The organism is Streptomyces sp. S.PNR 29 (assembly GCF_030386795.1).
Classification (GTDB): Bacteria; Actinomycetota; Actinomycetes; order Streptomycetales; family Streptomycetaceae; genus Streptomyces.
Genome location: NZ_JANUQM010000006.1, coordinates 268,331 through 294,372 on the forward strand (window position 1 = coordinate 268,331; position 26,042 = coordinate 294,372).

21 protein-coding genes, 1 tRNA gene and 1 pseudogene are annotated in these 26,042 nt (G+C 70.0%); 17 read left to right on the top strand and 6 right to left on the bottom strand.

The features are described 5' to 3' along the window. Window positions 1-64 precede the first annotated feature (64 nt). The 6 genes from NW895_RS18435 to NW895_RS18460 all read left to right on the top strand — a co-directional run bounded on the left by NW895_RS18435 (window position 65) and on the right by NW895_RS18460 (window position 7,245). The gene (locus NW895_RS18435) at window positions 65-1,111 is read left to right on the top strand and encodes an ABC transporter substrate-binding protein (protein ID WP_289936804.1); all 1,047 of its coding nucleotides are present in this window, start codon (window positions 65-67) and stop codon (window positions 1,109-1,111) included. Between the two features lie 80 nt (window positions 1,112-1,191). After that, window positions 1,192-2,052, top strand: a complete 861-nt coding sequence (locus NW895_RS18440; RefSeq protein ID WP_289936805.1) for a siderophore-interacting protein — start codon at window positions 1,192-1,194, stop codon at window positions 2,050-2,052. A 163-nt stretch (window positions 2,053-2,215) separates the two neighbouring features. Further along, the gene (gene desA / locus NW895_RS18445; protein ID WP_289936806.1) at window positions 2,216-3,658 is read left to right on the top strand and encodes a lysine decarboxylase DesA; all 1,443 of its coding nucleotides are present in this window, start codon (window positions 2,216-2,218) and stop codon (window positions 3,656-3,658) included. Beyond that, a complete protein-coding gene (locus tag NW895_RS18450; protein WP_289936807.1) occupies window positions 3,642-4,925 on the top strand; it encodes a lysine N(6)-hydroxylase/L-ornithine N(5)-oxygenase family protein in 1,284 nt (427 codons plus the stop codon). Before desA ends, NW895_RS18450 begins: the two co-directional genes overlap by 17 nt. Next, window positions 4,922-5,476 (top strand): GNAT family N-acetyltransferase, encoded by a 555-nt coding sequence (locus NW895_RS18455; RefSeq protein WP_289936808.1) that lies wholly within the window; start codon window positions 4,922-4,924, stop codon window positions 5,474-5,476. The genes NW895_RS18450 and NW895_RS18455 overlap by 4 nt, the downstream gene beginning before the upstream one ends. Continuing rightward, window positions 5,473-7,245, top strand: a complete 1,773-nt coding sequence (locus NW895_RS18460) for an IucA/IucC family siderophore biosynthesis protein (protein ID WP_289936809.1) — start codon at window positions 5,473-5,475, stop codon at window positions 7,243-7,245. The genes NW895_RS18455 and NW895_RS18460 overlap by 4 nt, the downstream gene beginning before the upstream one ends. Before the next feature lie 97 nt (window positions 7,246-7,342). On the opposite strand, the gene NW895_RS18465 is transcribed toward NW895_RS18460, so the two are convergent. Next, window positions 7,343-8,908: a metallophosphoesterase family protein gene (locus tag NW895_RS18465; protein ID WP_289936810.1), complete on the bottom strand. Its 1,566-nt coding sequence runs from the start codon at window positions 8,906-8,908 to the stop codon at window positions 7,343-7,345. Window positions 8,909-9,094: 186 nt separating this feature from the next. Between NW895_RS18465 and NW895_RS18470 the strand changes: the two genes are divergently transcribed. Next, window positions 9,095-9,352, top strand: a complete 258-nt coding sequence (locus NW895_RS18470; protein ID WP_289937021.1) for a hypothetical protein — start codon at window positions 9,095-9,097, stop codon at window positions 9,350-9,352. Between the two features lie 13 nt (window positions 9,353-9,365). Next, window positions 9,366-11,183, top strand: a complete 1,818-nt coding sequence (gene glmS / locus NW895_RS18475) for a glutamine--fructose-6-phosphate transaminase (isomerizing) (RefSeq protein WP_289936811.1) — start codon at window positions 9,366-9,368, stop codon at window positions 11,181-11,183. A gap of 217 nt (window positions 11,184-11,400) precedes the next feature. On the opposite strand, the gene NW895_RS18480 is transcribed toward glmS, so the two are convergent. Further along, window positions 11,401-11,928 carry a universal stress protein gene (locus NW895_RS18480; protein WP_289936812.1) on the bottom strand — a complete coding sequence of 176 codons (528 nt, stop codon included), beginning with the start codon at window positions 11,926-11,928 and terminating at the stop codon, window positions 11,401-11,403. Between the two features lie 302 nt (window positions 11,929-12,230). On the opposite strand from NW895_RS18480, the gene NW895_RS18485 reads away from it, so the two are divergent. The 4 genes from NW895_RS18485 to NW895_RS18500 all read left to right on the top strand — a co-directional run bounded on the left by NW895_RS18485 (window position 12,231) and on the right by NW895_RS18500 (window position 15,176). Then, window positions 12,231-12,563: a hypothetical protein gene (locus tag NW895_RS18485; RefSeq protein ID WP_289936813.1), complete on the top strand. Its 333-nt coding sequence runs from the start codon at window positions 12,231-12,233 to the stop codon at window positions 12,561-12,563. A 377-nt stretch (window positions 12,564-12,940) separates the two neighbouring features. Further along, on the top strand, window positions 12,941-14,209 hold the full coding sequence (locus NW895_RS18490; protein WP_289936814.1) for a helix-turn-helix domain-containing protein: 1,269 nt from the start codon (window positions 12,941-12,943) through the stop codon (window positions 14,207-14,209). Between the two features lie 176 nt (window positions 14,210-14,385). Beyond that, window positions 14,386-14,994, top strand: a complete 609-nt coding sequence (orn, locus tag NW895_RS18495) for an oligoribonuclease (protein ID WP_289936815.1) — start codon at window positions 14,386-14,388, stop codon at window positions 14,992-14,994. Between the two features lie 109 nt (window positions 14,995-15,103). After that, window positions 15,104-15,176: transfer RNA gene (locus NW895_RS18500), tRNA-His, on the top strand. 69 nt (window positions 15,177-15,245) lie between these two features. On the opposite strand, the gene NW895_RS18505 is transcribed toward NW895_RS18500, so the two are convergent. Continuing rightward, window positions 15,246-15,671, bottom strand: a complete 426-nt coding sequence (locus NW895_RS18505) for a hypothetical protein (protein WP_289936816.1) — start codon at window positions 15,669-15,671, stop codon at window positions 15,246-15,248. 161 nt (window positions 15,672-15,832) lie between these two features. On the opposite strand from NW895_RS18505, the pseudogene NW895_RS18510 reads away from it, so the two are divergent. Further along, a pseudogene (locus NW895_RS18510) lies at window positions 15,833-16,333 on the top strand (GNAT family N-acetyltransferase); the annotation flags it as partial. 37 nt (window positions 16,334-16,370) lie between these two features. Here the strand turns inward: NW895_RS18510 and NW895_RS18515 are convergent. After that, a complete protein-coding gene (locus NW895_RS18515; protein ID WP_289936817.1) occupies window positions 16,371-17,426 on the bottom strand; it encodes a LacI family DNA-binding transcriptional regulator in 1,056 nt (351 codons plus the stop codon). Between the two features lie 349 nt (window positions 17,427-17,775). On the opposite strand from NW895_RS18515, the gene NW895_RS18520 reads away from it, so the two are divergent. The 4 genes from NW895_RS18520 to NW895_RS18535 all read left to right on the top strand — a co-directional run bounded on the left by NW895_RS18520 (window position 17,776) and on the right by NW895_RS18535 (window position 22,587). Continuing rightward, on the top strand, window positions 17,776-19,101 hold the full coding sequence (locus NW895_RS18520; protein ID WP_289936818.1) for an extracellular solute-binding protein: 1,326 nt from the start codon (window positions 17,776-17,778) through the stop codon (window positions 19,099-19,101). A 5-nt stretch (window positions 19,102-19,106) separates the two neighbouring features. Then, on the top strand, window positions 19,107-20,120 hold the full coding sequence (locus NW895_RS18525) for a sugar ABC transporter permease (protein WP_289936819.1): 1,014 nt from the start codon (window positions 19,107-19,109) through the stop codon (window positions 20,118-20,120). A 12-nt stretch (window positions 20,121-20,132) separates the two neighbouring features. Next, on the top strand, window positions 20,133-21,041 hold the full coding sequence (locus NW895_RS18530; protein ID WP_289936820.1) for a carbohydrate ABC transporter permease: 909 nt from the start codon (window positions 20,133-20,135) through the stop codon (window positions 21,039-21,041). Between the two features lie 103 nt (window positions 21,042-21,144). Further along, window positions 21,145-22,587 (top strand): GH1 family beta-glucosidase, encoded by a 1,443-nt coding sequence (locus tag NW895_RS18535; RefSeq protein WP_289936821.1) that lies wholly within the window; start codon window positions 21,145-21,147, stop codon window positions 22,585-22,587. 123 nt (window positions 22,588-22,710) lie between these two features. Here the strand turns inward: NW895_RS18535 and NW895_RS18540 are convergent, their stop codons facing one another. Beyond that, on the bottom strand, window positions 22,711-24,714 hold the full coding sequence (locus tag NW895_RS18540; RefSeq protein ID WP_289936822.1) for a beta-galactosidase: 2,004 nt from the start codon (window positions 24,712-24,714) through the stop codon (window positions 22,711-22,713). Then, window positions 24,711-26,024 (bottom strand): glycoside hydrolase family 36 protein, encoded by a 1,314-nt coding sequence (locus NW895_RS18545; protein ID WP_289936823.1) that lies wholly within the window; start codon window positions 26,022-26,024, stop codon window positions 24,711-24,713. Before NW895_RS18545 ends, NW895_RS18540 begins: the two co-directional genes overlap by 4 nt. Window positions 26,025-26,042: the final 18 nt, after the last annotated feature.

The window sequence follows — 26,042 nt, forward strand, 5'->3', positions numbered from 1 at the left end:
AGGTTAGGCTACCCTAAGCACGGTTCCGCCAGCGTCCCCGCATGCACGAAAGCAGAAGGCACCCATGTCCAACGCCCGCCCTGTAAGACTGTCCCGCCGTGGCATCCTCGCCGCAGGTGGCGCCCTCGGCCTCGGTGCCGCCCTCGCCGCCTGCGGTGACGACGACCGGAAGAGCAGCGGATCGGACGCCAAGGAGGCGGCGAAGTCCGGCCCCTGGTCCTTCAAGGACGACCGCGGCCGGACCGCGAAGGCCGACAAGGTCCCCTCGAACATCGTCGCGTTCGTCGGCGTCGCCGCCGCGCTGTACGACTACGGCATCCAGGCCAAGGGCGTCTTCGGCCCGACCGAGACCAAGGACGGCAAGGCCGATGTCCAGGCCGGCGACATGGACATCAGCAAGCTGACGATCCTCGGCAACGAGTGGGGCCAGTTCAGCATCGAGAAGTACGCGGCCCTGGCCCCCGACGTCCTCATCACCACGATGTTCGACAACGTCGGCACCCTCTGGTACGTCCCGGAGGAGGCGACGAAGAAGATCGAGGCCGTGGGCGCCCCGAGCGTCGGCATCTCCGTCTACGACCGCCAGCTGACCGAGCCGCTGCAGCGCATGCTGGAGCTCGCCAAGTCACTCGGCGCGGACGTGACGTCGTCGAAGATCACCGAGGCGAAGAAGCGGTTCGAGGACGCCTCCGCCCGGCTGCGCGCGGCCGCCAAGGCCAAGCCGGACATCAAGGTGATGGCCGGTTCCGCCAGCCAGGACCTGTTCTACGTCTCCGGCACCAACCTCTCCGTCGACCTGGAGTACTTCAAGGCCCTCGGCGTGAACTTCGTCGAGCCGCCGGAGAAGGCCAAGGCCAAGGGCGGCGGCTGGTTCGAGTCGCTGAGCTGGGAGAACGTCGACAAGTACCCGGCCGACATCATCATGATGGACGACCGGTCCTCGGCGATCCAGCCTGCCGACATCACCGAGGGCACCTGGAAGAAGCTGCCCGCGGTGAAGGCGGGGCAGGTCATCGGGCGTTCGCCCGAGCCGATCCTCTCGTACGACAAGTGTGTGCCGATGGTGGAGAACCTGGCGAAGGCCATCGAGAAGGCCAAGAAGGTCAGTTAGGCGCTTCACGGGGAGGGCGGTGCCTTGAGTCCGCCGCCATCCCCCCAATCCCATACCTGACGTCAACTCAGGAGCCCCCCATGACAACCGCCGTAGCCGCCCCGTTCCGCTTCTTCTCCCTCCACGTCGTGCGGACGAGGCGGCTCGGGCCGTCTCTGGTGCGCGTCACCTTTGCCGGGCCCGACCTGCACGCGTTCCACTCCGACGGGCGGGACCAGTCGCTGTCGCTGTTCCTGCCGCACCCGGGTCAGCCGGAGCCGGTCGTGCCGATCGAGCTGGGGGACGGCTGGTGGCAGGGGTGGCGGGAACTGCCGGACGACGTACGGGCGGTGATGCGGTCGTACACGCTCCGGGCGCTGCGGCGTGATCCCGATGAGATCGACATCGACTTCGCGCTGCACGGCGTCGAGCCGGGAGGCGCCACCCAGGCGGGCCCCGCCTCCCGGTGGGCCGCACGGGCCGCCGCCGGGGACCGGGTGCTGCTGCTCGGTCCGGCGATCGCGGACAACCGCGCGATCCGCTTCCGGCCGCCCGCGGACGCCGATCTGGTGGTGATCTGGGGCGACGAGACCGCCGTACCGGCCGCTTCGGCCATCGTCGAGTCGCTGCCGGCCGGCACCCGCGCCCGGGTCTGGCTGGAGGTGCCGCACGCCGGGGACATCCAGGACCTCACCACCGAGGCGGACGCCGAGATCACCTGGCTCGTGCGGGACGGCGGAGAGCAGAGCGCCGAGGGGTCCCCCATGGCCCTCGGCGCCCTCCGCGGCGCGCAACTCCCGCCCGCCGAGCGGCCGTACGTCTGGATCGCCGGCGAGTCCGGCTGTGTGAAGGCGCTGCGCCGGCACTTCGTGGGCGAGCGCGGGATCGACCGCCGGCGGGTGACCTTCGTGGGCTACTGGCGGCAGGGGATGACCGAGGAGCAGCTGCGCACGCAGGAGTAACGGCGCATCCGTCCACGGGAGTTACCCGTGGACGCAGACGTGACCACAGTCACGGGTGGGCGGGGTTTCGGGAAAATGAGCTTAGGTTAGGCTAACCTAAGCTGAACCGAGGCTCCGCCCCGTTCCGTCCCGCACCGGACCGTCCCCACCGGAGGACCCCCACATGCGCTCGCACCTGCTCAACGACACCACCGCGGAGCAGTACCGCCGCTCCGTGACCGAAGGAGTCGAGCGGGTGGCCGCCAAACTCGCCACCACCGATCGGCCGTTCACCGGCGTCACGGTCGACGCCCTCTCCCCCCGCATCGACGCGATCGACCTCGACCAGCCGCTGCACGACACCACCGCCGTCCTCGACGAACTGGAGGACGTCTACCTCCGGGACGCGGTCTACTTCCACCACCCCCGCTACCTGGCCCACCTCAACTGCCCGGTCGTCATCCCGGCCGTGCTCGGCGAGGCCGTCCTGTCCGCCGTCAACTCCTCCCTCGACACCTGGGACCAGTCGGCCGGCGGCACTCTCATCGAGCGGAAACTGATCGACTGGACGGCCCGGCGCATCGGCCTCGGACCGGCCGCCGACGGCGTGTTCACCTCCGGCGGCACGCAGTCCAACCTCCAGGCGCTGCTGCTGGCCCGCGAGGAAGCGAAGTCCGACTCTCTCGCCCAACTGCGCATCTTCGCCTCCGAGGTGAGCCACTTCAGCGTGAAGAAGTCGGCGAAACTGCTGGGCCTCGGCCAGGAGGCCGTGGTCTCCATCCCCGTCGACCACGACAAGCGCATGCAGACCCTGGCGCTCGCCCATGAGCTGGAGCGCTGCAAGCAGGACGGCCTCGTCCCCATGGCCGTCGTCGCCACCGCCGGCACCACCGACTTCGGCTCCATCGACCCGCTCCCGGAGATCGCCGAGCTGTGCGAGCAGTTCGACACCTGGCTGCACGTCGACGCCGCCTACGGCTGCGGCCTGCTCGCCTCGCTGAAGTACCGGGACCGTCTGAACGGCATCGAGCGCGCCGACTCGGTGACCGTCGACTACCACAAGTCCTTCTTCCAGCCGGTGAGTTCCTCGGCCGTGCTCGTGAAGGACGCCTCGACCCTGCGCCACGCCACCTACCACGCCGAGTACCTCAACCCGCGCCGCATGGTGCAGGAACGCATCCCCAACCAGGTCGACAAGTCCCTGCAGACCACCCGCCGCTTCGACGCCCTCAAGCTGTGGATGACCCTCAGGACCATGGGCGCCGACGGCATCGGGCAGCTCTTCGACGAGGTGTGCGACCTGGCGCAGGAGGGCTGGAAACTGCTCGCCGCCGACCCGCGCTTCGACGTCGTCGTGCAGCCGACGCTCTCCACCCTGGTCTTCCGCTACATCCCGGCGACCGTCACCGACCCGGCCGAGATCGACCGCGCCAACCTGTACGCCCGCAAGGCCCTGTTCGCCTCCGGCGACGCGATCGTCGCGGGCACCAAGGTCGCCGGCCGCCACTACCTGAAGTTCACCCTGCTCAACCCCGAGACGCAGGCGACCGACATCGCCGCCGTCCTCGACCTGATCGCCGGCCACGCCGAGCAGTACCTGGGAGAGACCCTTGACCGCGCTTCCTGAAGCCAGCCACGTCCATGACTTCGTGGGGATCGGCCTGGGCCCCTTCAACCTCGGCCTCGCCTGCCTGACCGAGCCCATCGCCGAGCTCGACGGCGTCTTCCTGGAGTCGAAGCCCGACTTCGAGTGGCACGCGGGCATGTTCCTCGACGGCGCCCACCTCCAGACGCCGTTCATGTCGGACCTGGTCACCCTCGCCGACCCGACGTCCCCGTACTCCTTCCTCAACTACCTGAAGGAGCGGGGCCGCCTGTACTCGTTCTACATCAGGGAGAACTTCTACCCGCTGCGGGTCGAGTACGACGACTACTGCCGCTGGGCCGCCGGGAAGCTGAGCAGCATCCGCTTCGGCACGACGGTGACCGAGGTGACGTACGAGGACGAGCTGTACGTCGTACGGACCGAGGCCGGTGAGACGTACCACGCCCGTCACCTGGTCCTCGGCACCGGCACGGTCCCCTTCGTCCCCGAAGCGTGCCGGGGCCTGGGCGGTGACTTCTTCCACAACGCGCAGTACATGCACCGCAAGGCGGAGCTGCAGGCCAAGAAGTCGATCACGATCGTCGGCAGCGGGCAGAGCGCCGCGGAGATCTACCACGAGCTGCTCTCCGAGATCGACGTCCACGGCTACCAGCTCAACTGGGTCACCCGCTCCCCGCGGTTCTTCCCCCTTGAGTACACCAAGCTGACGCTGGAGATGACGTCCCCGGACTACATCGACTACTTCCGCGCGCTGCCCGAGGAGACCCGCTACCGGCTGGAGAAGCAGCAGAAGGGCCTGTTCAAGGGCATCAACTCGGACCTCATCAACGACATCTTCGACCTGCTGTACCAGAAGAACGTCACCAGCGGCGGCCGCCCTGTCCCCACCCGCCTGCTCACCAACTCCACGCTGACCGGCGCGCGCTACGAGAACGGGAGCTACGAGCTGGACTTCCACCAGGACGAGCAGGACAAGGACTTCGGGATCCGCACCGAGGGCCTGGTGCTGGCCACCGGCTACCACTACGAGCCCCCGGCCTTCCTCGCCCCGATCCGCGACCGCCTCCGCCTCGACGGCCGGGGCCGCTTCGACGTCGCCCGCAACTACGCCATCGACGTCACCGGCCGGGGCGTGTTCCTGCAGAACGCCGGCGTCCACACGCACAGCATCACCAGCCCCGACCTGGGCATGGGCGCGTACCGCAACAGCTACATCATCCGTGAGCTGCTCGGCAGCGAGTACTACCCGGTCGAGAAGAGCATCGCCTTCCAGGAGTTCGCCGTATGACCATCGGCACCTTCACCGTCCGCCCGCTCGACCCGATGAAGGACGCCGAGCTGCTGCACGGCTGGGTCACCCACCCCAAGGCCGCGTTCTGGATGATGCAGGACGCGAGACTGGAGGACGTCGAGCGCGCCTACCTGGAGATCGCGGCCGACGAGCACCACCACGCCTACCTCGGCCTGCACGACGGCGAACCCGCCTTCCTGATGGAGAAGTACGACCCCGCCCACCGCGAGCTGGTCGGCCTGTACGACCCGGAGCCCGGTGACGTCGGCATGCACTTCCTCGTCGCTCCCACCGACCGGCCGGTCCACGGCTTCACCAAGGCCGTGATTACCGCCGTGATGGACGAGCTGTTCGCCGACCCCCGCACCCGGCGGGTCGTGGTCGAGCCGGACGTGGACAACAAGGCCGTGCACGCGCTGAACGAGGCCGTCGGCTTCGTGCCGGCGCGTGAGATCGACAAGCCGGAGAAGCGCGCGCTGCTGAGCTTCTGCACGCGTGAACAATTCTTGGCAAAGCGCAGCCGGGCAGCTCGAGGAGTGGCGATATGACCCTGTCCGACGCCGTGGCCCACCTCTCCCCCGAGCGCTGGGAGAAGGCCAACCGCCTGCTGATCCGCAAGGCCCTCGCCGAGTTCGCGCACGAGCGGCTGATCACGCCGGAGAAGGACGGCGACGACGGGTACGTCGTCCGCAGCGACGACGGCCTGACCCGCTACCGCTTCACCGCCACCCGCCGCGCCCTGGACCACTGGCAGGTGGACGCCGACTCGATCACCCGCCACCGCGACGGCGCGGAACTCCCGCTCGCCGCGCTGGACTTCTTCATCGAGCTGAAGCAGTCCCTGGGCCTGAGCGACGAGATCCTCCCCGTCTATCTGGAGGAGATCTCCTCCACCCTCTCCGGCACCTGCTACAAGCTCACCAAGCCGCAGATCCCGGTCGCCGAGCTCGCCAGGAGCGGCTTCCAGGCCATCGAGACCGGCATGACCGAGGGCCACCCCTGCTTCGTCGCGAACAACGGCCGGCTGGGCTTCGGCATCCACGAGTACCTGTCGTACGCCCCCGAGACCGCGAGTCCGGTCCGGCTGGTGTGGCTGGCCGCGCACCGCTCGCGGGCGGCGTTCACGGCCGGGGCCGGCATCGAGTACGAGTCCTTCGTACGGCAGGAGCTGGGCGCGGAAACGGTCGAGCGGTTCGAGAAGCAGCTGACCGACCAGGGTCTCGACCCGGCCGACTACCTCCTCATCCCCGTCCACCCCTGGCAGTGGTGGAACAAGCTCACCGTCACCTTCGCCGCCGAGGTCGCCCGCGGGCACCTGGTCTGCCTGGGCGAGGGCGACGACGAGTACCTGGCCCAGCAGTCCATCCGGACCTTCTTCAACACCTCGCACCCCGAGAAGCACTATGTGAAGACGGCGCTGTCCGTCCTCAACATGGGCTTCATGCGCGGGCTGTCGGCCGCCTACATGGAGGCCACCCCGGCGATCAACGACTGGCTGGCCCAGCTGATCGAGGGCGACCCGGTGCTGAAGTCGACGGGCCTGACGATCATCCGCGAGCGCGCCGCCGTCGGCTACCGGCATCTGGAGTACGAGCAGGCGACCGACCGCTACTCGCCGTACCGCAAGATGCTCGCCGCGCTGTGGCGGGAGAGCCCGGTGCCGTCGCTGCGGGAGGGCGAGTCGCTGGCCACCATGGCCTCCCTCGTCCACGTGGACCACGAGGGCGCCTCCTTCGCGGGCGCGCTGATCGAGCAGTCCGGCCTCACGCCGAAGGAGTGGCTGCGGCACTACCTGCGGGCGTACTTCACCCCGCTGCTGCACAGCTTCTACGCCTACGACCTGGTCTTCATGCCGCACGGCGAGAACGTCATCCTCGTACTGAAGGACGGCGTCGTGCAGCGCGCGATCTTCAAGGACATCGCCGAGGAGATCGCCGTCATGGACCAGGACGCGGTACTGCCGCCGACGGTCGAGCGGCTGCGCGTCGAGGTCCCGGAGGACAAGAAGCTCCTGTCGATCTTCACGGACGTCTTCGACTGCTTCTTCCGCTTCCTCGCCGCGAACCTCGCCGGAGAGGGAGTCCTGGAGGAGGACGACTTCTGGCGTACGGTCGCGGACGTCACCCGCGAGTACCAGGAGTCGGTGCCCGAACTCGCCGACAAGTTCGAGCAGTACGACATGTTCGCCCCCGAGTTCGCCCTGTCCTGCCTCAACCGGCTGCAGCTGCGCAACAACAAGCAGATGGTGGACCTCGCGGACCCGTCCGGCGCCCTGCAGCTGGTCGGCAACCTGCAGAACCCCATCGCGGGGCTGTAGACGCCCCACGGACGGGCGGGCACCCCGGTGTACGGTCCACCGGGGTGCCCGTCGTGTTGAGACCGACCGCTCAAGCGGATGCAGCGCCCGTGAGGAGCTACTTCGCCCTGCGCGCCACCGTGAAGTGGTCGATCCGGTCACCCGTCTCGGCGATGCCCTGGACCTTCAGCGTGGCGTAGCGGCCCCTCGGCGCGGGGGTGACGTCCACGCGCAGGAAGGAGTAGTTGAGGTAGCGCACCCGGGACCAGGCGACCGTCTCGTTCTGCTTGCCGTCCTTGAGGTTGACGAACGAGGCCACGGAGTCCACCTCGTGCTCGTGGCCCTCGTACGAGTCGGGAGCGCTGAACGCGTACAGGCTGCGGCCCGCCGCACCCGCCGTCACGTACACCACGCCCTCGGTCTCGGGGTACGCCGTGCCGCCGATCGGCAGCTTCTTGGCCACGGCGTCGCCCTTGATGACGTCGGTGCGCTCGTACTGGTGGTTGTGGCCGTTGATCACCAGGTCGACGGTGTACTTCTCGAACAGCGGCACCCACTCCTGGCGCACCCCGCCCTCGGAGGCGTGGGCGGTGGAGGTGCAGTAGGCGCAGTGGTGGAAGAAGACGACGATGAAGTCGATGTCCTTCGAGGCGCGGTACTTCTTCAGCTGCGCCTCGAACCACTTGGTCTGGGTGCCGCCGGAGATGCCGAGGTTGGCCGGGATCTCGAAGGACACGTCGTTGGGGTCCAGCGAGATGATCGCCGTGTTGCCGTGGACGAAGGAGTAGACGCCCGGCAGGTTCGCTTTGTCGGGCCCGTTGTCGGGGAGCGTGAAGCGGGCCTCCTCGCCGCCGTAGCCGTTGGGCGAGTACCAGGCCTCCATGTCGTGGTTGCCGTAGCTGACCATCCACGGGACCGACTTGGCGACGGTTTCGGTCTGCGCCAGGAACTGGTCCCAGACGCGCGAGTCGAAGCCGGTGTCGGAGGTCTTGCCCTGGCCGGTGGGGTCGCCGTAGGCGATGTCGCCGGCGTGCAGGTGGAAGGCCGGTTCCTGGCCGAGGATCAGGGCGTCGTTGGCGAGGCCGTGGTAGCTGACGCCCTGGTCGCCGAAGGCGGTGAAGGTGAACGGCGCCTTGTGGGCGGGGGCGGTGGTGAAGGTGCCGAGGGTGCCGAGCAGGTGGGGCTCGGCGGGGTCGAATCCGGCGTGGCCGACGCCGTAGTAGTAGGTCCGGCCCGGGCGCAGGTCGGAGAGCCTGGCGTGGAGGTAGTACTGCGTGTGGTCGCCGCTCGCGCCGACGCCGGCCGGGGTGTAGAGGGTGCGGACCTCGGCGTCGATCCTCCGGGACAGGTCCCAGGGGTGGGCGCCGATGCGGACGAAGGGCTTGTGCACGGCGACCGGGACCTGCCAGGAGATCGTCATCTCCGTGCGCGGGTCGTTGCCGTAGGCGAGGTGACGCCCGAAGGGCGCGACGAAGGCACCGTCGACAGCCCCGGTCGCCGGGGCGGTCGACCGGGTCGGCACGGCGGCCCGGGCGGTGGCACCCGGCACGAACGCGCCACCCGCGACGGCGCCCAGTGTGACGGCGCCGCCCCTGATCATCGTGCGCCGGGAGAATCTGGCGCGCAGGTACTCGTGTTGCTCGGCCATGCTCATGCGCTCGGCGAGCTTCTCGGGTACTCCCATGCGAGGAATGTCCATGGCGTCCGAAACTCGTCCCCCTGGGCAACGAATCGCAGGACGCCGGATGGACGGCTCACGAACAGGGGCTCATAAGAGCTTCAATGTTGTCCTAAGAATTTTCCACAGAAGGCTGCCCGAAATCGGGCAGGATCCTTGCGAAACCCGTTCCCGTACCTCAGGATCTACCGGGTGCACGACGAACTCGTTGATCATCTGACGCGGTCCACGCCCCTGAGCCGGGGCGAGGCACTGCGCGTGATCCAGGACGTGCTCGCCTTTTTCGACGAGACGACCGAGGACTACGTCCGTCGCCGCCACCGCGAGCTGCAGGCCCAGGGCCTGGTGAACGCGACGATCTTCGAGCGGATCGAGGCGGACCTGAAATACCGCGCCGTGGCACCTCCGGAGCTCACGCTCCGCCAGCTGCGCCGCATCGTCTACGGCTGAGGGACACATCTGTATGTGTGGAATTGTCGGTTACATCGGGAAGCGCGACGTGGCGCCCCTGCTGCTGGAGGGCCTCCAGCGGCTGGAGTACCGCGGGTACGACTCGGCGGGCATCGTCGTCACGTCCCCGAAGACGGCCGGGCTGAAGATGGTCAAGGCCAAGGGCCGGGTGCGTGACCTGGAGGCCAAGGTCCCGGCGCGCTTCAAGGGCACCACCGGCATCGCCCACACCCGCTGGGCCACCCACGGCGCCCCCTCCGACGTCAACGCCCACCCGCACCTGGACGCCGAGGGCAAGGTCGCCGTCGTCCACAACGGCATCATCGACAACGCCGCCGACCTGCGCCGCAAGCTGGAGGCGGACGGCGTCGAGTTCCTCTCCGAGACCGACACCGAGGTCCTCACCCACCTGATCGCCCGCTCGCAGGCCGAGAAGCTGGAGGACAAGGTCCGCGAGACGCTGCGGCTGATCGAGGGCACGTACGGCATCGCCGTCCTGCACGCCGACTTCCCGGACCGCATCGTCGTCGCCCGCAACGGCTCCCCGGTCGTCCTCGGCATCGGCGAGAAGGAGATGTTCGTCGCCTCGGACATCGCCGCCCTGGTCGCCCACACGCGGCAGATAGTGACGCTGGACGACGGTGAGATGGCCACCCTCAAGGCCGACGACTTCCGTACGTACACCACCGAGGGCACGCGCACGACCGCCGAGCCGACCACCGTGGAGTGGGAGGCGGCCTCCTACGACATGGGCGGCCACGACACCTACATGCACAAGGAGATCCACGAGCAGGCCGACGCCGTGGACCGCGTGCTGCGCGGCCGCATCGACGACCGTTTCTCCACCGTGCACCTCGGCGGCCTGAACCTGGACGCCCGCGAGGCGCGCAAGATCCGCCGCGTGAAGATCCTCGGCTGCGGCACCTCGTACCACGCGGGCATGATCGGCGCCCAGATGATCGAGGAGCTGGCCCGTATCCCCGCCGACGCCGAGCCGGCCTCGGAGTTCCGGTACCGCAACGCGGTGGTGGACCCCGACACCCTGTACATCGCGGTCTCGCAGTCCGGTGAGACGTACGACGTGCTGGCGGCCGTGCAGGAGCTGAAGCGCAAGGGCGCCCGGGTGCTGGGCGTGGTGAACGTCGTGGGCTCCGCGATCGCCCGCGAGGCCGACGGCGGCATCTATGTCCACGCGGGCCCGGAGGTCTGCGTCGTCTCGACCAAGTGCTTCACCAACACCACCGTCGCCTTCGCACTGCTCGCCCTGCACCTGGGCCGCACCCGCGACCTGTCCGTCCGGGACGGCAAGCGGATCATCGAGGGCCTGCGGAAGCTTCCGGAGCAGATCTCCGAGATCATGAAGCAGGAGGAGGAGATCGAGAAGCTGGCCCAGCAGTTCGCCGAGGCCCGCTCGATGCTCTTCATCGGCCGCGTCCGGGGCTACCCGGTGGCCCGCGAGGCCTCCCTGAAGCTCAAGGAGGTCTCCTACATCCACGCCGAGGCCTACCCGGCCTCCGAGCTCAAGCACGGCCCGCTGGCCCTGATCGAGCCCGCCCTGCCGACGGTCGCGATCGTCCCGGACGACGACCTGCTGGAGAAGAACCGCGCGGCCATGGAGGAGATCAAGGCCCGCAGCGGCAAGATCCTCGCCGTCGCCCACCAGGAGCAGGAGAAGGCCGACCAGACCATCGTCGTCCCCAAGAACGAGGACGAACTGGACCCCATCCTCATGGGCATCCCGCTGCAACTCCTCGCGTACCACACGGCACTGGCCCTGGGCAGGGACATCGACAAGCCGCGCAACCTCGCGAAGTCGGTGACGGTGGAGTAGCAAACCGAACGGCCCCCCACATGTGTCACCGGACACGGGGGGCCGTTCTCATCGCCGGGGAGCCGCCCAACCCCCGGCCCGCGCAGCCGACCGGTGGCCGTCACTCCCCGGCCCGCAGCGCGCCGCGTGTGACCGGTGTATGCCCTTCACAAAGGCACAAACACCTCTACGCGTGAGTAGCTTCACGCTGCGCGCAAGGGGGGGTCCGGGTTTCCGCTTACGGGATGACCACGACCGGCCGCCGCGCCCGCTTGGCGAGCCGGCCGGCGACAGAGCCGAAGATCCGCCCGACGATGCCCTGTGTGGAGCCGACGACGATGGCGTCCGCCTCGTACTCCCGGCCCACCTCTTCGAGTTCGTGGCAGATGTCGCCCCCGCGCTCGACCAGGATCCAGGGCACCTCGGCGAGGTAGTCCGCGCAGGCCAGCTCCAGCCCGAGGACCTCGGTCCGGTGGTCGGGGACGTCGACGAAGACCGGCGGCTCGCAGCCCGCCCACACGGTGGTGGGCAGCCGGTTGGCGACGTGGACGATGATCAGGCCCGAGCTGGAACGCTGCGCCATGCCGATGGCGTACGCGAGGGCGCGCTCACTGGACGTGGAGCCGTCGAAGCCGACGACGACGCCGTGCTTGAAAGCGGGGTCGCACGACGTGCGTGGCTCTTCCGCCGCCAGGGGATCGGCCGCCGTCGGATCGGCGACCGGCCGCTTGCGGTCCGCGGGTTCGAAGAATTCGTGACCGGCCATGACTGTCTCGGCGTTGTGATCCTTTATGGGTGGGACGACAGTGTGCGGCGGAGCTGTGTCCGGGAATCATCTTCCCAACCCCATACCCCCAAGGGTACGGCGGCACGCCTCCTTCGCCCAGATCCCGCCCACGGTGCGTGGGGGTTCCAGGGAGCATGCACGAGGCGACGCCCGTAACGCAATGGTTGCTGCGTTGTACAGGTGGTTTGCACAGGATTCACTTGCCCGGGGGCGAGATCGCGCAGTGACCGACCGCTCGAACGGGCGTTGAACCCCGTGAGCCACGCCCCAGGGAGCACGCATTGTCCGGACCCCGCCGCGCCTCCGAGGCGCCCTCCGCGGCCTCGCAGCGCCAGGACACCGTCACCGACCTGATCCGCTGGGCGGCGTTCAGCTGTGTCCTCGTCCCGGTCGTGCTCCTCTGGTACGGGACCTCCCTCGCCGGCGCCACCGGCACCGCCCTCGGCCTCGCCGCCGTCACCGGCGTCTGCCGGCTGCTGCTGCGCCAGTCCGAGCGCGGCGCGGCCCGCCTGCGTGCCGAGGAGCGCGCACCGCACCGCGGCCGCCACCACAGGAACGGCACGGGGGGACACCGGGGCAGGCGCCACAGCGGAGGAAATACACCGGTCGGCTGACCGGTTTCCGCGCACACAGACGTTGGTTTTCAGCCAACTTCTGGTTCTCGCGTATCCCCCGCCGTAACCGCCCCCCAACCCCCGTTCCACCTGCACGGAAAGGGCCTCCGGGGCCCTGCGCACCCTACGTGGATTGGCCACTGCGACAAGGCGCACTTCCCTGCACGGCCCACGAGTGCAACGCTTCGTGATCGAATGCTTCACGCCAAGTTGCCATGTCGACATTGGGCCGGGTACCGAACCGGCCACGGCGGCACGGCGTGACGCAGTAGATTCGATCTTGACTGTCTACGGCGGGGGACTCGTGCAGGACCGAGGGGAAACGTGCAGGAGCGACACAACCGAGGAGCCGCGACCACCGAGGGGGGCTTAGCAGTATGAGCCACGACTCCACTGCCGCGCCGGAAGCCGCGGCCCGGAAACTGTCCGGGCGACGCCGCAAGGAGATCGTCGCGGTGCTGCTGTTCAGCGGCGGCCCCATCTTCGAGAGTTCCATACCGCTTTCGGTGTTCGGGATTGACCGCCAGGACGCCGGAGTGCCGCGCTACCGCCTGTTGGTGTGCGCCGGCGAGGACGGCCCGCTGCGGACCACAGGGGGCCTGGAACTCACCGCACCGCATGGCCTGGAGGCGATCTCACGCGCCGGCACGGTCGTCGTACCGGCCTGGCGCTCGATCACCTCACCGCCACCGGAGGATGCGCTCGACGCACTGCGCCGGGCGCACGAGGAGGGTGCCCGCATCGTCGGACTGTGCACGGGCGCTTTCGTGCTGGCGGCGGCGGGCCTGCTGGACGGCCGCCCCGCGACCACGCACTGGATGTACGCGCCGACGCTGGCCAAGCGCTATCCGTCGGTGCATGTGGATCCGCGGGAGCTGTTCGTCGACGACGGCGACGTGCTGACGTCGGCGGGGACGGCGGCCGGGATCGACCTGTGCCTCCACATCGTGCGGTCGGACCACGGCAACGAGGCGGCCGGTGCGCTGGCCCGCCGTCTGGTGGTCCCGCCACGCCGGAGCGGAGGCCAGGAGCGCTATCTCGACCGTTCTTTACCAGAGGAGATCGGCGCCGACCCGCTCGCGGAGGTCGTCGCCTGGGCGCTGGAACACCTCCACGAACAGTTCGACGTGGAGACACTGGCGGCACGCGCGTACATGAGCCGTCGTACGTTCGACCGCCGGTTCCGCTCCCTGACGGGAAGCGCGCCGCTGCAGTGGCTGATCACGCAGCGCGTCCTGCAGGCCCAGCGCCTGCTGGAGACGTCGGACTACTCCGTGGACGAGGTCGCGGGCCGCTGCGGCTTCCGCTCACCGGTGGCGCTGCGCGGGCACTTCCGCCGGCAGCTGGGCTCGTCGCCGGCCGCCTACCGGGCGGCGTACCGTGCGCGCCGCCCGCAGGGTGAGAAGCCGGTGGACAGCGACGGCGCCCCGGGAACGTCCGGGGTGACCGGGCCCACCGGCCCGTCGGGGCAGCAGTCCCCGGCGCTCCACCCGGAGGTCCCGTTCCAGACCCGCCGCACGGCCGCCGCGAGCGCCGTCGGTTCGTCGGCACAGCTGTCGCCCTCGGCGTCAGCGCCGTCGGACAACGGTCGCGAGGCCTACCTGGCGAGCCGGGCGAGCCTGCCGGGGCAGCGCAGCGGTATGTGAGCGGGGAAACGGCGGCCTCGAACACCGGTCGGGCGCGATCAGGCCCGACCGGTGTTCGAGGAGCCGAATGCCCGGACGCCGGCACCGGTGGGCGGCGCCGGGACGCCCGGGCGCGTGGCGAGATCGTTCGAGGCGGTCCCGGCTCGCCCCCGAGAGGGGAGCCGTAGGGTGGTCGCATGAACGATCGCATGGTGTGGATCGACTGCGAGATGACCGGCCTCTCGCTGTCCGACGACGCGCTCATCGAGGTGGCCGCCCTCGTCACCGACTCCGAGCTGAACGTACTCGGCGAGGGCGTCGACATCGTCATCCGTCCGCCGGACCGGGCGCTGGAGACGATGCCGGAAGTGGTGCGTCAGATGCACACCGCGTCCGGGCTGCTCGCCGAGCTCCCGAACGGCACGACGCTCGCGGACGCCGAGGCGCAGGTCCTGGCGTACGTGAAGGAGCACGTCAAGGAGCCCGGCAAGGCCCCGCTGTGCGGCAACTCGGTCGGCACGGACCGCGGCTTCCTCCTGCGGGACATGCCGACGCTGGAGGACTACCTCCACTACCGGATCGTCGATGTCTCGTCGATCAAGGAGCTGGCCCGCCGCTGGTACCCGAGGGCGTACTTCAACAGCCCCGAGAAGAACGGCAACCACCGCGCGCTCGCCGACATCCGCGAGTCCATCGCGGAGCTGCGCTACTACCGGGAGGCCATCTTCGTGCCCCAGCCCGGCCCGGACTCCGACACCGCGAAGACCATCGCCGCGAAGCACGTCCTGCCTGCTCAGCAGGCGTGACGGGGCCCGTCGAAGGGGCGCCGCGAAAGCCGTGCGCGAGCACCCCTTCGGACCCTGTACACTTTTTCTCGGCCGGTCGGGGAGAACACTCCTCGGACTTCCGGTCATGGTGGGTGTAGCTCAGCTGGTAGAGCACCTGGTTGTGGTCCAGGATGCCGCGGGTTCGAGTCCCGTCACTCACCCTTGACGACTGAGGGCTGACCTGTGAAAGCGGGTCAGCCCTCAGTCGTGTGCCGTACCGGCCGCGTTGCTCAGGCCGCGCAGAAGCCGAGGCCCTTCAGGGCCTGGTTGATCTGCTTGCCCTGTGCCTCCGTGGTCGTGACGTCCTCGTAGGTGAAGCGCTGCGAGGCCGACCAGTCGAGACGCTGAGCACCGCCGTTGATCGCCGAGCACTGGTTGCGGGCGGCGTCGATGGCCTTGTCCTCGTACTTCACGACGTCCGGGTTGGCCGCGGCGAGGGCCCGGAGCAGCATGACGCGGTCGGCCCCGGTCGGCTCGGGAGGGATGCCCGGGCTCTTGGCGGCATCGTCCTTCTGCTGCTGCGGGGCCTCTCGCTCGGACGCCGAGGTCTTCGGCTGGGCGTGGGACTGCTCGTCGCTGTCGCTGCCGGAGCAGGCGGCGAGTGCGAGTGCCAGTGCGGTGATGGCGACGGCTGCGGCGGTGTGCCGGAGTTGCATGTTCCCCCCTGGAACGTCGGTCTGAAAGGGCATCATGCCGCACCCGGTGTGTGGCGGCCCGTTCGCCCTGGCCCGCCGTTCCTCCCCCGTCCCGCACCGTCCGCGCAAGGCCGTGGCCGATCCGGCGCGTTGAGCCGGCCCGGACCCGTAGGCTTCCGGCGGTGACCGAGTCCCGCGTATCCGCCGAGCCCATCCCCACCGCCCGCCTCGACCTGCTCCCCCTGCGCGTGGAACACGCCGAGGAGATGGCCGCCGCCCTCTCCGACCCGGCCCTGCACACCTTCATCGGCGGCGCTCCCGACTCCCCCGGCGTCCTGCGCACCCGCTACGAGCGGCTCGTCGCCGGCTCCCCCGACCCGTCCGTCTCCTGGTGCAACTGGGTGCTGCGGCTGCGCGCCGGGTCCTGCCTCGTGGGCACCGTCCAGGCAACGGTCACCGGCCGGCATGCCGCGGAGATCGCCTGGGTGGTCGGCACCCCCTGGCAGGGCCACGGCCTCGCCAAGGAGGCGGCCCGGGGGCTCGTCGCGTGGCTGGGACGGCAGTCCGTGCGCACGGTCGTCGCCCACATCCACCCGGCGCACACGGCCTCGGCGGCGGTCGCGGCGGCGGCGGGGCTGACGCCGACGGAGGAGGAGCAGGACGGGGAGGTCAGGTGGCGGTCGGCGCCCGTTCCAGGAGGGGGTGCGGCACGGGGTGGCCTTACGACGACGCCCGTTCCACCAGCTCCGTGGCCAGGACCACCTGCCGCCGCTCCAGCCCCCGGGACACGGCCGGGCGGCGGTCGGCGATCTCCGTGAGGAGGAGGTCGATCATTCTGCGGCCCATCTCATCGATGGGCTGGCGGACCGAGGTGAGGGGCGGCTCCATGTGGCGGGCGATGGCGGAGTCGTCGTAGCCGACCAGGGCGACGTCCTCGGGGATGCGGCGGCCGGCCTCGCGCAGGGCCTGGCGGGCGCCGGCCGCGGTGACGTCGGAGGCGGCGAAGACCGCGTCGAGGTCGGGGCAGCGCTGCAGCAGTGCCGCCATCGCGCGGCGGCCGCCGTCCTCGGAGAAGTCGCCGGCCTCGATCAGGTCCTCGTCCACCGGGTGGTCCGCGTCGCGCAGCGCGTCTCGGTAACCGTCGATGCGCCGCTGGGCGCCGTACACGTCGAGGCGGCCGGTGATGTGGGCGATGCGGGTACGGCCGCGGGACAGCAGGTGTTCCACGGCCGAGCGGGCGCCGCCGTAGTTGTCCGAGTCCACCGAGGGCAGCGTCTCCCCGGCCGACCTCGGGCCGCTGATCACGGCGGGGATCTCCAGCTGGGCGAGCAGGTCGGGCAGCGGGTCGTTGGCGTGGACCGAGACCAGCAGGACACCGTCCACCCGGTGGGCGGCCAGGTACTGGGCGAGGCGCTGCCGCTCCCGGTCGCTGCCCGCGAAGATCAGCAGCAGCTGCATCTCCGTGTCCGACAGCTCGGCTCCCACGCCCCGCAGCATGTCCGAGAAGTACGGCTCCGCGAAGAACCGCGTCTCCGGCTCGGGGACCACCAGCGCGATCGCGTCCGTGCGGTTGGCGGCCAGGGCACGGGCGGCCGTGTTGGGCACATAACCGAGCTCCGCGACCGCCGCCTCGACCGCGGCGCGCGTCGCGTCACTGACCCGGGGCGAGCCGTTGATCACCCGGGAGACGGTGCCGCGGCCGACACCGGCACGCGCCGCCACCTCTTCGAGGGTGGGCCGGCCACCGCTCCGGCCCCGCGCTGCGTGGCTTGCCATGAGCTCCGCCTTCCCGCCGTCGTTGTCACGCGTCACTGTCACGCTGGCCTGGAATCTAACAGTCCCCTGTGGTGGGCTGACCGTCCCCGGGGCTCCGTTCCCCGGCCGGATCCGCACCGCCCGTGCGATTGATTAACAGCCCGATAACTGAACACATCTCTCCGCTCCCACTCCCTTGACACCCCCGGCCGGACCGGCGAACCTTCAACACATCACTTGTGGGAGCGCTCCCACAGTACCTGACACATACACATCCCGCACGTTCCCCGCCCGAGCCGCAACGAGAACCAACGGGCCCAGCACAGCAGTTGGCCGGGGGGTCGGCACATCAGTGCAACAGGAGGACGTAATGCGAGCACGTACCCGTACCGCCCGCAAGGCGGTGGTCCTCGCAGCCGCGGCGACGCTCGGCGCCGGGCTGCTGGCCGGCTGTGCCGACGACGGCAAGGACGGCAGCTCCGGCTCGTCGGACGGCGACAGTGGCGGCAAGACCACGATCACGCTGGGCCTTTTCGGCACCATGGGCTTCAAGGAGGCCGGCCTCTACACCGAGTACGAGAAGCTCAACCCGAACATCAAGATCTCCGAGAACGTCGTCGAGCGGAACGAGAACTACTACCCGGCGCTGCTGAACCACCTCACCACCAACAGCGGCCTGCTGGACGTCCAGGCCGTCGAAGTCGCCAACATCGCCGAGGTCACGGCCACCCAGTCGGACAAGCTGGAGGACATGTCCAAGGTTTCGGGCGTGAAGCCGGGCAACTGGCTGGACTGGAAGTGGAAGCAGGCCACGACCAAGGACGGCCGGACGATCGGCCTCGGCACGGACGTCGGCCCGATGGCGATCTGCTACCGCAAGGACCTGTACGAGAAGGCCGGGCTGCCCACGGACCCCGCGGAGGTCGGCAAGCTGTGGGCCGGTGACTGGGCCAAGCTGGTCTCCGTCGGCGAGCGGTACAAGGCGAAGGCGCCCAAGGGCACCTACTTCATGGACTCCCCCGGCGGTCTGCTCCAGGCGATCCTGGGCAGCGAGAAGGAGAAGTTCTACGACGCCTCCGGCGAGGTCATCTACAAGACGAACCCGGCCGTCAAGGCCGCCTTCGACCTGACCGCCGAGGCCGCCGAGAAGGGCCTGGTCCAGTCGCAGACACAGTTCCAGCCGGCCTGGGAGACCACGATCTCCAAGGGCCTGTTCGCCACGATCTCCTGCCCGCCGTGGATGCTCGGCACGATCAAGGGCAAGTCGCAGCCCGACGCGGCCGGCAAGTGGGCCGTGGCCACCGCGCCCAAGGGCGGCAACTGGGGCGGCACCTTCCTGACCGTGCCGAAGAGCGGCAAGCACGTGAAGGAGGCCCAGAAGCTCGTGGCCTGGCTGACCGCCCCGGAGCAGCAGGCCAAGCTGTTCAAGGTGCAGGGCAACTTCCCGAGCACCCCGGCCGCCTACACCATGCCCGAGGTGACCGGCGCGAAGAACGAGATGACCGGTGAGCAGCCGATCGGCCCGGTCTTCGCGGAGGCCGCCAAGGACGCCCCGGTGCAGGTGATCGGCCCGAAGGACCAGATCATCATGCAGGGCCTGACGGACAACGGCGTGTTCCTGGTGACGAAGGGCAAGTCGGGCGAAGACGCCTGGGAGTCGGCACAGAAGACCATCGACAACAAGCTGGACCAGTGACCCGTATGGCCACCCGTCACGACACCGCCGCGCCCCCCGCCGAGGGGGGCGCGGCCCCGGGCCGCCCGCCGGCGGACCCCGTATCCGTGGAGAAGGAGCAGCGACGCCGGGCCCGGCTGTCCCGCCGCTGGCAGCGGGACATCCGCTGGAGCCCGTACGCGTTCGTCTCCCCGTTCTTCCTGCTGTTCGTCGCGTTCGGCCTGTTCCCGCTGATCTACACGGGCTGGGCCTCGCTGCACCAGGTGGAGCTGACGGCGCCGACCGACATGAACTGGGTGGGGCTGCGCAACTACACCCGGATCTTCGACGACGAGTTCTTCTGGAACGCGGCGCGGAACACCCTCACCATCGGCATCATCTCCACCGTCCCGCAGCTGCTGATGGCGATGGGCATCGCCCACATCCTCAACTACAAGCTGCGCGCCTCGACCTTCTTCCGGGTCGCGATGCTCGCGCCGTACGCGACGTCGATCGCCGCCGCCTCGCTGGTGTTCGTGCTGCTCTTCGGCCGTGACTACGGCATGATCAACTGGGCGCTCGACCTGGTCGGCATCAACCCGGTGGACTGGCAGAACGACAAGTGGCCCTCGCAGATCGCCGTCTCGACGATCATCATCTGGCGCTGGACCGGCTACAACGCGCTGATCTACCTGGCCGCGATGCAGGCGATCCCGCAGGACCTGTACGAGTCGGCGGCCCTGGACGGGGCCAGCCGCTGGAAGCAGTTCATCCATGTGACGCTGCCGGCGCTGCGCCCGACGATCCTGTTCACCTGTGTCGTCTCGACGATCGGGGCGAGCCAGGTCTTCGGTGAGCCGCTGCTGTTCGACGTCAACAAGGGCGCCTCCGGCGGCGCCGAGCACCAGTTCCAGACGCTCGGCCTGTATCTGTACGAGCAGGGCTGGGTCGCCCAGCACCTGGGCCGTGCCTCGGCGATCGCCTGGACGATGTTCCTGATCCTGATCGTCATCGGCATCGTCAACTACGTCATCTCGCGCCGGCTGCGCGCCAGTAGTTAAGGAGTTCCGGCCGTGACGACGACTGTGACGCCCCCCGACGCGAAGCCCGCCGCCCCCAAGTCCAAGCGCCCGCACCTGCCGAAGGCCGCCCGGGCCGGCGGGACGCTGCACGGCGGCCCGATCGCCTACGCGATCCTCATCCTGTTCACGATCGTTTCGCTGTTCCCGCTGGTGTGGACGGCGATCGCCGCCTCTCGCGACAACCAGCGACTCGCGCAGACCCCGCCGCCGTTCTGGTTCGGCTCCGGTCTGTTCGACAAGCTGGAGATGGCCTGGACGGACGCCAATCTGGGCGAGGCCTTCGTCAACACCACGATCGTGGCGGGCATTTCGGCGCTGACCATCGTCTTCCTGTCGACGATCGCCGGATTCGCCTTCGCCAAGCTGAGGTTCCGGGGCCGGGGCGCCCTGATGCTGATCGTGATCGGCACGATGATGGTGCCGCCGCAGCTCAGCGTGATCCCGCTGTACATGATGGTCGCCAAGCTCGACTGGACCGACCAGTTGCAGGCGGTCATCTTCCCGTCGCTGGTGAGCGCGTTCGGCGTGTTCTTCATGCGGCAGTACCTGATCCAGGCGCTGCCCGACGAGATCATCGAGGCCGCCCGGGTCGACGGTGCGAGCAGCTGGCGCGTGGTGTGGCACGTGGTGTTCCCCGCCGCCCGGCCCGCGATGGCCGTGCTCGGCATGCTGATGTTCGTGCAGACCTGGAACGACTTCCTGTGGCCGTTCCTCGTCCTGACCCAGACCGGCAACCCGACCGTGCAGGTCGCCGTCGCCGGCCTCGGCCGCGGCTACACCCCCGACCAGTCACTGATCATGGCGGGCGCGCTGCTCGGTACGCTGCCGCTGCTGCTGGTCTTCGCGATCTTCGGCAAGCAGATCGTGGGCGGCATCATGCAGGGCGCCGTCAAGGGCTGACGCCCGCTCACGGGGGCCGGGTCACCGCCGCCTCGGCCCCTTCCCTCTCCTCCCCACCCCCTCCTACCTGTCGGTCTCCTCGACCTCCTATGGGAGCGCTTCCATGACTGAGTCCGAAACTCCGGCGACCCCGGTGACCTTTCCTCCCGCCTTCCTCTGGGGCGCCGCGACGTCCGCGTACCAGATCGAGGGGGCGGTGCGGGAGGACGGCCGTACCCCGTCGATCTGGGACACCTTCAGCCATACGCCGGGCAAGACGGCCGGCGGCGAGCACGGTGACATCGCTGTCGACCACTACCACCGCTACCGCGACGACGTGGCGCTGATGGCGGAGCTGGGCCTGGGCGCCTACCGCTTCTCCGTCTCGTGGTCGCGGGTGCAGCCGACGGGCCGGGGCCCGGCCGTTCAGAAGGGCCTGGACTTCTACCGCCGTCTGGTGGACGAGCTGCTGTCGAAGGGCATCAAGCCGGCGATCACCCTGTACCACTGGGACCTGCCGCAGGAGCTGGAGGACGCGGGCGGCTGGCCGGAGCGGGACACGGCCTACCGGTTCGCCGAGTACGCGCAGATCGTCGGCGAGGCGCTCGGCGACCGGGTGGAGCACTGGATCACGCTCAACGAGCCGTGGTGCAGCGCGTTCCTGGGCTACGCCTCCGGGGTGCACGCGCCGGGCCGTACCGACGCGGCGGCCTCGCTGCGGGCGGCGCACCACCTGAACCTGGCGCACGGATTGGGTACGTCGGCCCTGCGCTCGGTGATGCCGGCCCGCAACGCGGTGGCGATCAGCCTCAACTCCGCGGTGGTCAGGGCGCTGTCCCCGCAGGACCCGGCGGACCAGGCGGCGGTCCGCAAGATCGACGACCTGGCCAACGGCGTCTTCCACGGCCCGATCCTGCACGGCACGTACCCGGAGTCGCTGTACGTGGCGACGGAGTCGGTGACGGACTGGTCGTACGTCCTCGACGGCGACCTCACGACGATCAACCAGCCGCTGGACGCGCTGGGCCTGAACTACTACACGCCGACGCTGGTGTCGGCGGCGGACGCGCAGGCCACGGGGCCGCGCGCCGACGGCCACGGCGCGAGCTCGCACTCCCCCTGGCCGGGCGCGGACGACATCGCCTTCCACCAGAAGCCCGGTGAGCGCACGGAGATGGGCTGGTCGATCGACCCGACGGGCCTGCACGAGCTGATCATGCGCTACACGCGGGAGGCACCGGGTCTGCCGCTCTACATCACCGAGAACGGCGCGGCCTACGACGACAAGCCCGACTCCGACGGCCGGGTGCACGACCCGGAGCGCATCGCCTACCTCCACGGCCATCTGTCGGAGGTCCGCCGCGCCATCGCCGACGGCGCGGACGTCCGCGGCTACTTCCTGTGGTCCCTGCTGGACAACTTCGAGTGGGCCTACGGCTACGGCAAGCGCTTCGGCGCGGTCTACGTCGACTACGCCACCCTGGCCCGCACCCCCAAGTCGAGCGCCCACTGGTACAGCAAGGCGGCCCGGACGGGGACGCTGCCCCCGGCAGAGGCGATCTTGTAACCACTGCCGCCACCCCGGGGGGGATGGGGGACGGGGCGCGGTACCCGACGGGGGGTGCCGCGCCCCGGCATGTCAGCGCAACAAGGGCCCACGACAGCACTCGGGCGCGTGTGTACGAAGGGTTCAGCGCGGTTCTCGTACGACCGCGACGTCCCCCCGGGCAACGGTGACCGTGCCGCCCTCGGCCGGCCTGCCCGTCAGCAGCTCGGTGGCCCCGGTCGCCACGGGCACCTGGGCGTCCTCGTCGCCGTGGTTGATGAGGAACAGGTAGTCGGCGTCCGGGCCTCGCCGCAGTGCGGCCTCCACGCGCTCGGGAGTCGCACGGACCGGCTGCACGCCCGCCTCCGTGCGGATGCGGTCCAGCAGGGCCGCGAGCGTGTCCGGGTCCGGGCAGGTCGCCAGGTACCAGGCGGTGCCCTCGCCGTGGGTGTGGCGCGTCACCGCCGGGACACCGGTCAGCGGGCCGGTCGTGTACGAGGCGATCGGCTCGGCGCCGCTCAGGCGCAGCCGCTCCGACCACAGCACTGCCGTGCCGCCCCCGCTCAGGCCGGCCGACTCGCCCGGCAGCAGCGGGAAGAGTTCGTCCGTCCGCACGCCGAGGGCCTCCCGGAAGGCGCCCGGGTAACCGCCCAGCCGGACGTGGCAGTTCTCGTCGACCATCCCGCTGTGGAAGCCGACCGCCAGCGTGCCGCCGCGTGCCGCGAAGCCGGTGAGGTTGGCCGCGCCCGCCTCGTCGACCAGGTACAGGGTGGGGGCCAGGACCAGGCGGTACGGCGAGAGGTCCTGGTCCGGGCGGACGAAGTCCACCGCGACGCCGGCCCGCCACAGCGGCTCGTACCAGGAGCGGACCAGGTCGGCGTAGCGGACCTCCTCGCTCGGCTGGGAGGGCAGTTCGAGCGCCCAGCGGGCGTCCCAGTCCCAGACGATGGCCACCTCGGCCGTGCCGGTGCTGCCGCGTACCTCCGCCAGCGCCCTGAGGTCGGCGCCCAGGCGGACGACGTCCCGCCAGATCCGGCTGTCCGTACCCGTGTGCGGCAGCATCGCCGAGTGCCACTGCTCGGCGCCCGCCTTCGCCGCCCGCCACTGGAAGTAGGCGATGCCGTCCGCGCCGCGCGCCACGTGGGCCAGGGCGTTGCGCCGCAATTCACCCGGGTTCTTCGCCCGGTTGACGGGCTGCCAGTTCACCGCGCCCGTCGAGTGCTCCATCAGCAGCCACGGCCCGCCCGCCAGCGAGCGCACCAGGTCACCGCTCAGCGCGAGGTCGATCTCCGACTCGGGGTCGGTGGACCGCAGGTAGTGGTCGTTGGAGACGAGGTCCAGCTCCGGGGCCCAGCGCCAGTAGTCGAGGGCGTCGAAGTTGTGCATCACCATGAAGTTGGTGGTGGCGGGAGTGGCCGGTGCCGCCTCCCTGAGGACGTCCCGTTCGGCCGTGTACAGCGACAGCAGTTCGTCGCTGCAGAAGCGGCGCCAGTCCAGCTGGTGCGTGGGGTTGGGGACGGCGCCCGTCGCGCGCGGGGGCAGGATCTCGTCCCAGTCGTAGTACCACTGGCTCCAGAAGGTGGTGCCCCAGGCGTGGTTGAGCGCGTCGAGGTCGTTGCCGTACTTCCCCTTCAGCCAGTTCCGGAAGGCGGCCGCGCTGGTGTCGCAGTAGCAGGCGGCGTTGTGGCAGCCGTACTCGTTGTGGACGTGCCACATCACGACCGCCGGGTGGTCGGCGTAGCGTTCGGCCAGCGCGCGGGTGATGCGCAGGGCGGCCGTGCGGTAGGCCGGGCTGCTCGGGCAGAAGGTCTGGCGGCTGCCGTACGACAGGGTGCGGCCGTCGCCGTCCACCGGCAGCGCCTCCGGGTGGGCCGTGAAGAACCACGCCGGCGGGGCGGCCGTCGGGGTCGCCAGGTCGGCGGCGATGCCGTTGTCGTGGAGCAGGCCGAGGATCCGGTCCATGCGCGAGAAGTCGTACACGCCCTCGGAGGGCTCCATGAGCGCCCAGGAGAAGATGCCGACGCTGACCATGGTCACCCCGGCCTCGCGCATCAGGCGCATGTCCTCGGCCCACACGTCCTCGGGCCACTGCTCGGGGTTGTAGTCGCCGCCGTAGGCGATGCCGGGGACGGACAGGGAGCGCTTCATCGGGCGGTCCCCTCCAGCAGGCGGCGGGTCGTCGCCACACCCCACTCGTCCAGGGACAGCAGGCGGTCGCTGGACGCCATCAGGCCTCCGGTGGCCTCGACGTGCGCCGCCCACTGCTCGCGGGTCTCCACGGCCGGGCGGGCCATCAGGCAGTCGGGGTCGTTGATCCAGAGGCGGCCGTGCTGCCACTGGCGTGCGGCGCCGGTGAACTCGGCCGGGGCCTGGCCGGGCTGGCTGTAGTCCTCGGCCTCGGGGCGGCGGTGCGGGGCGGTGTCCGGGCTGACCCGCATGGCGTCGAACAGGCCGATGGAGGGCAGGATCGGGGCGCCGCAGCCCAGCAGGTAGGACTCGGGACCGATCGCCTCGCGGATCAGCTCGATGCCGGCGCGGTACGCCTGGACGGGGTCGGTGGACGCGTGCCGTACGCCCTCCAGGGCGCCCGCGTAGAGGAAGTCGACCTTGAAGTAGTCGTAGCCCTCGGCACGCAGGGTCGTGAAGACCTCGGTGAGGTAGGCCGCCGCGTCCGGGTGCGTGGTGTCCAGGACACGCAGGTCGTGGCCCCAGTTGCGGCCGGCGTGCGCGAAGCCGCCGTCGGTGGTGCGGACCAGCCAGTCCGGGTGCTCGGCGGCCAGGTCGCTCGCCGGGTCCACCAGGAAGGGGGCCGTCCAGATGCCCGCCCGGCGGCCCCGGGCGCGGATGGCGTTCGCGATGCCGGCGCGGGAGCGGAAACGCCCGGAGAGGGTGAGCCAGTCGCCGAGGGCCTTCTGGTAGCCGTCGTCGATCTGGACGACGTCGACGGGCAGGTCGAGGGTGTCCATCGCCCTGAGGTTCTCGTGGATGTCGTCCTCGGTGACGGCGGTGAAGTACTCGTACCAGGAGCACCAGACGGTCGGGGCGGGGCGAGGGGCGGGCAGCGCGAGGCTCTCCGCCCACTCCCCCAGCACCGACTGGATGTCCGTGCCCGTCCACTCCTTCACGGTCCCGTCCGCAGTGACCACGGCCACGCCGTCGCGTACGACGAGCCGGATCGACGGCACCTCGCGGGTCGGTTCAGCCGCCGCCCACAGCCGCACCGGCGAGCCGTCACCGGGGTCGAGGGCGAGCAGGCCCTCGCCCTGGAAGGTGCCGGCGGGGACGGTGACGCCGGGGCGGTAGCAGACGGTCGCCCAGTTGTCGGTCGCCGGGCGGTGGGGCGTCGCGTCGAGGGCGTAGGCGCCGCTGGGGCTCCAGGACTGCCAGCCCTCCTCGTGGACGCGGGCCCTGCGCGGGTCCACGGGCGCGGAGGCGACGGGGGTGAAGGGGTGGTGCAACGGAGGTTCTCTTTCTGA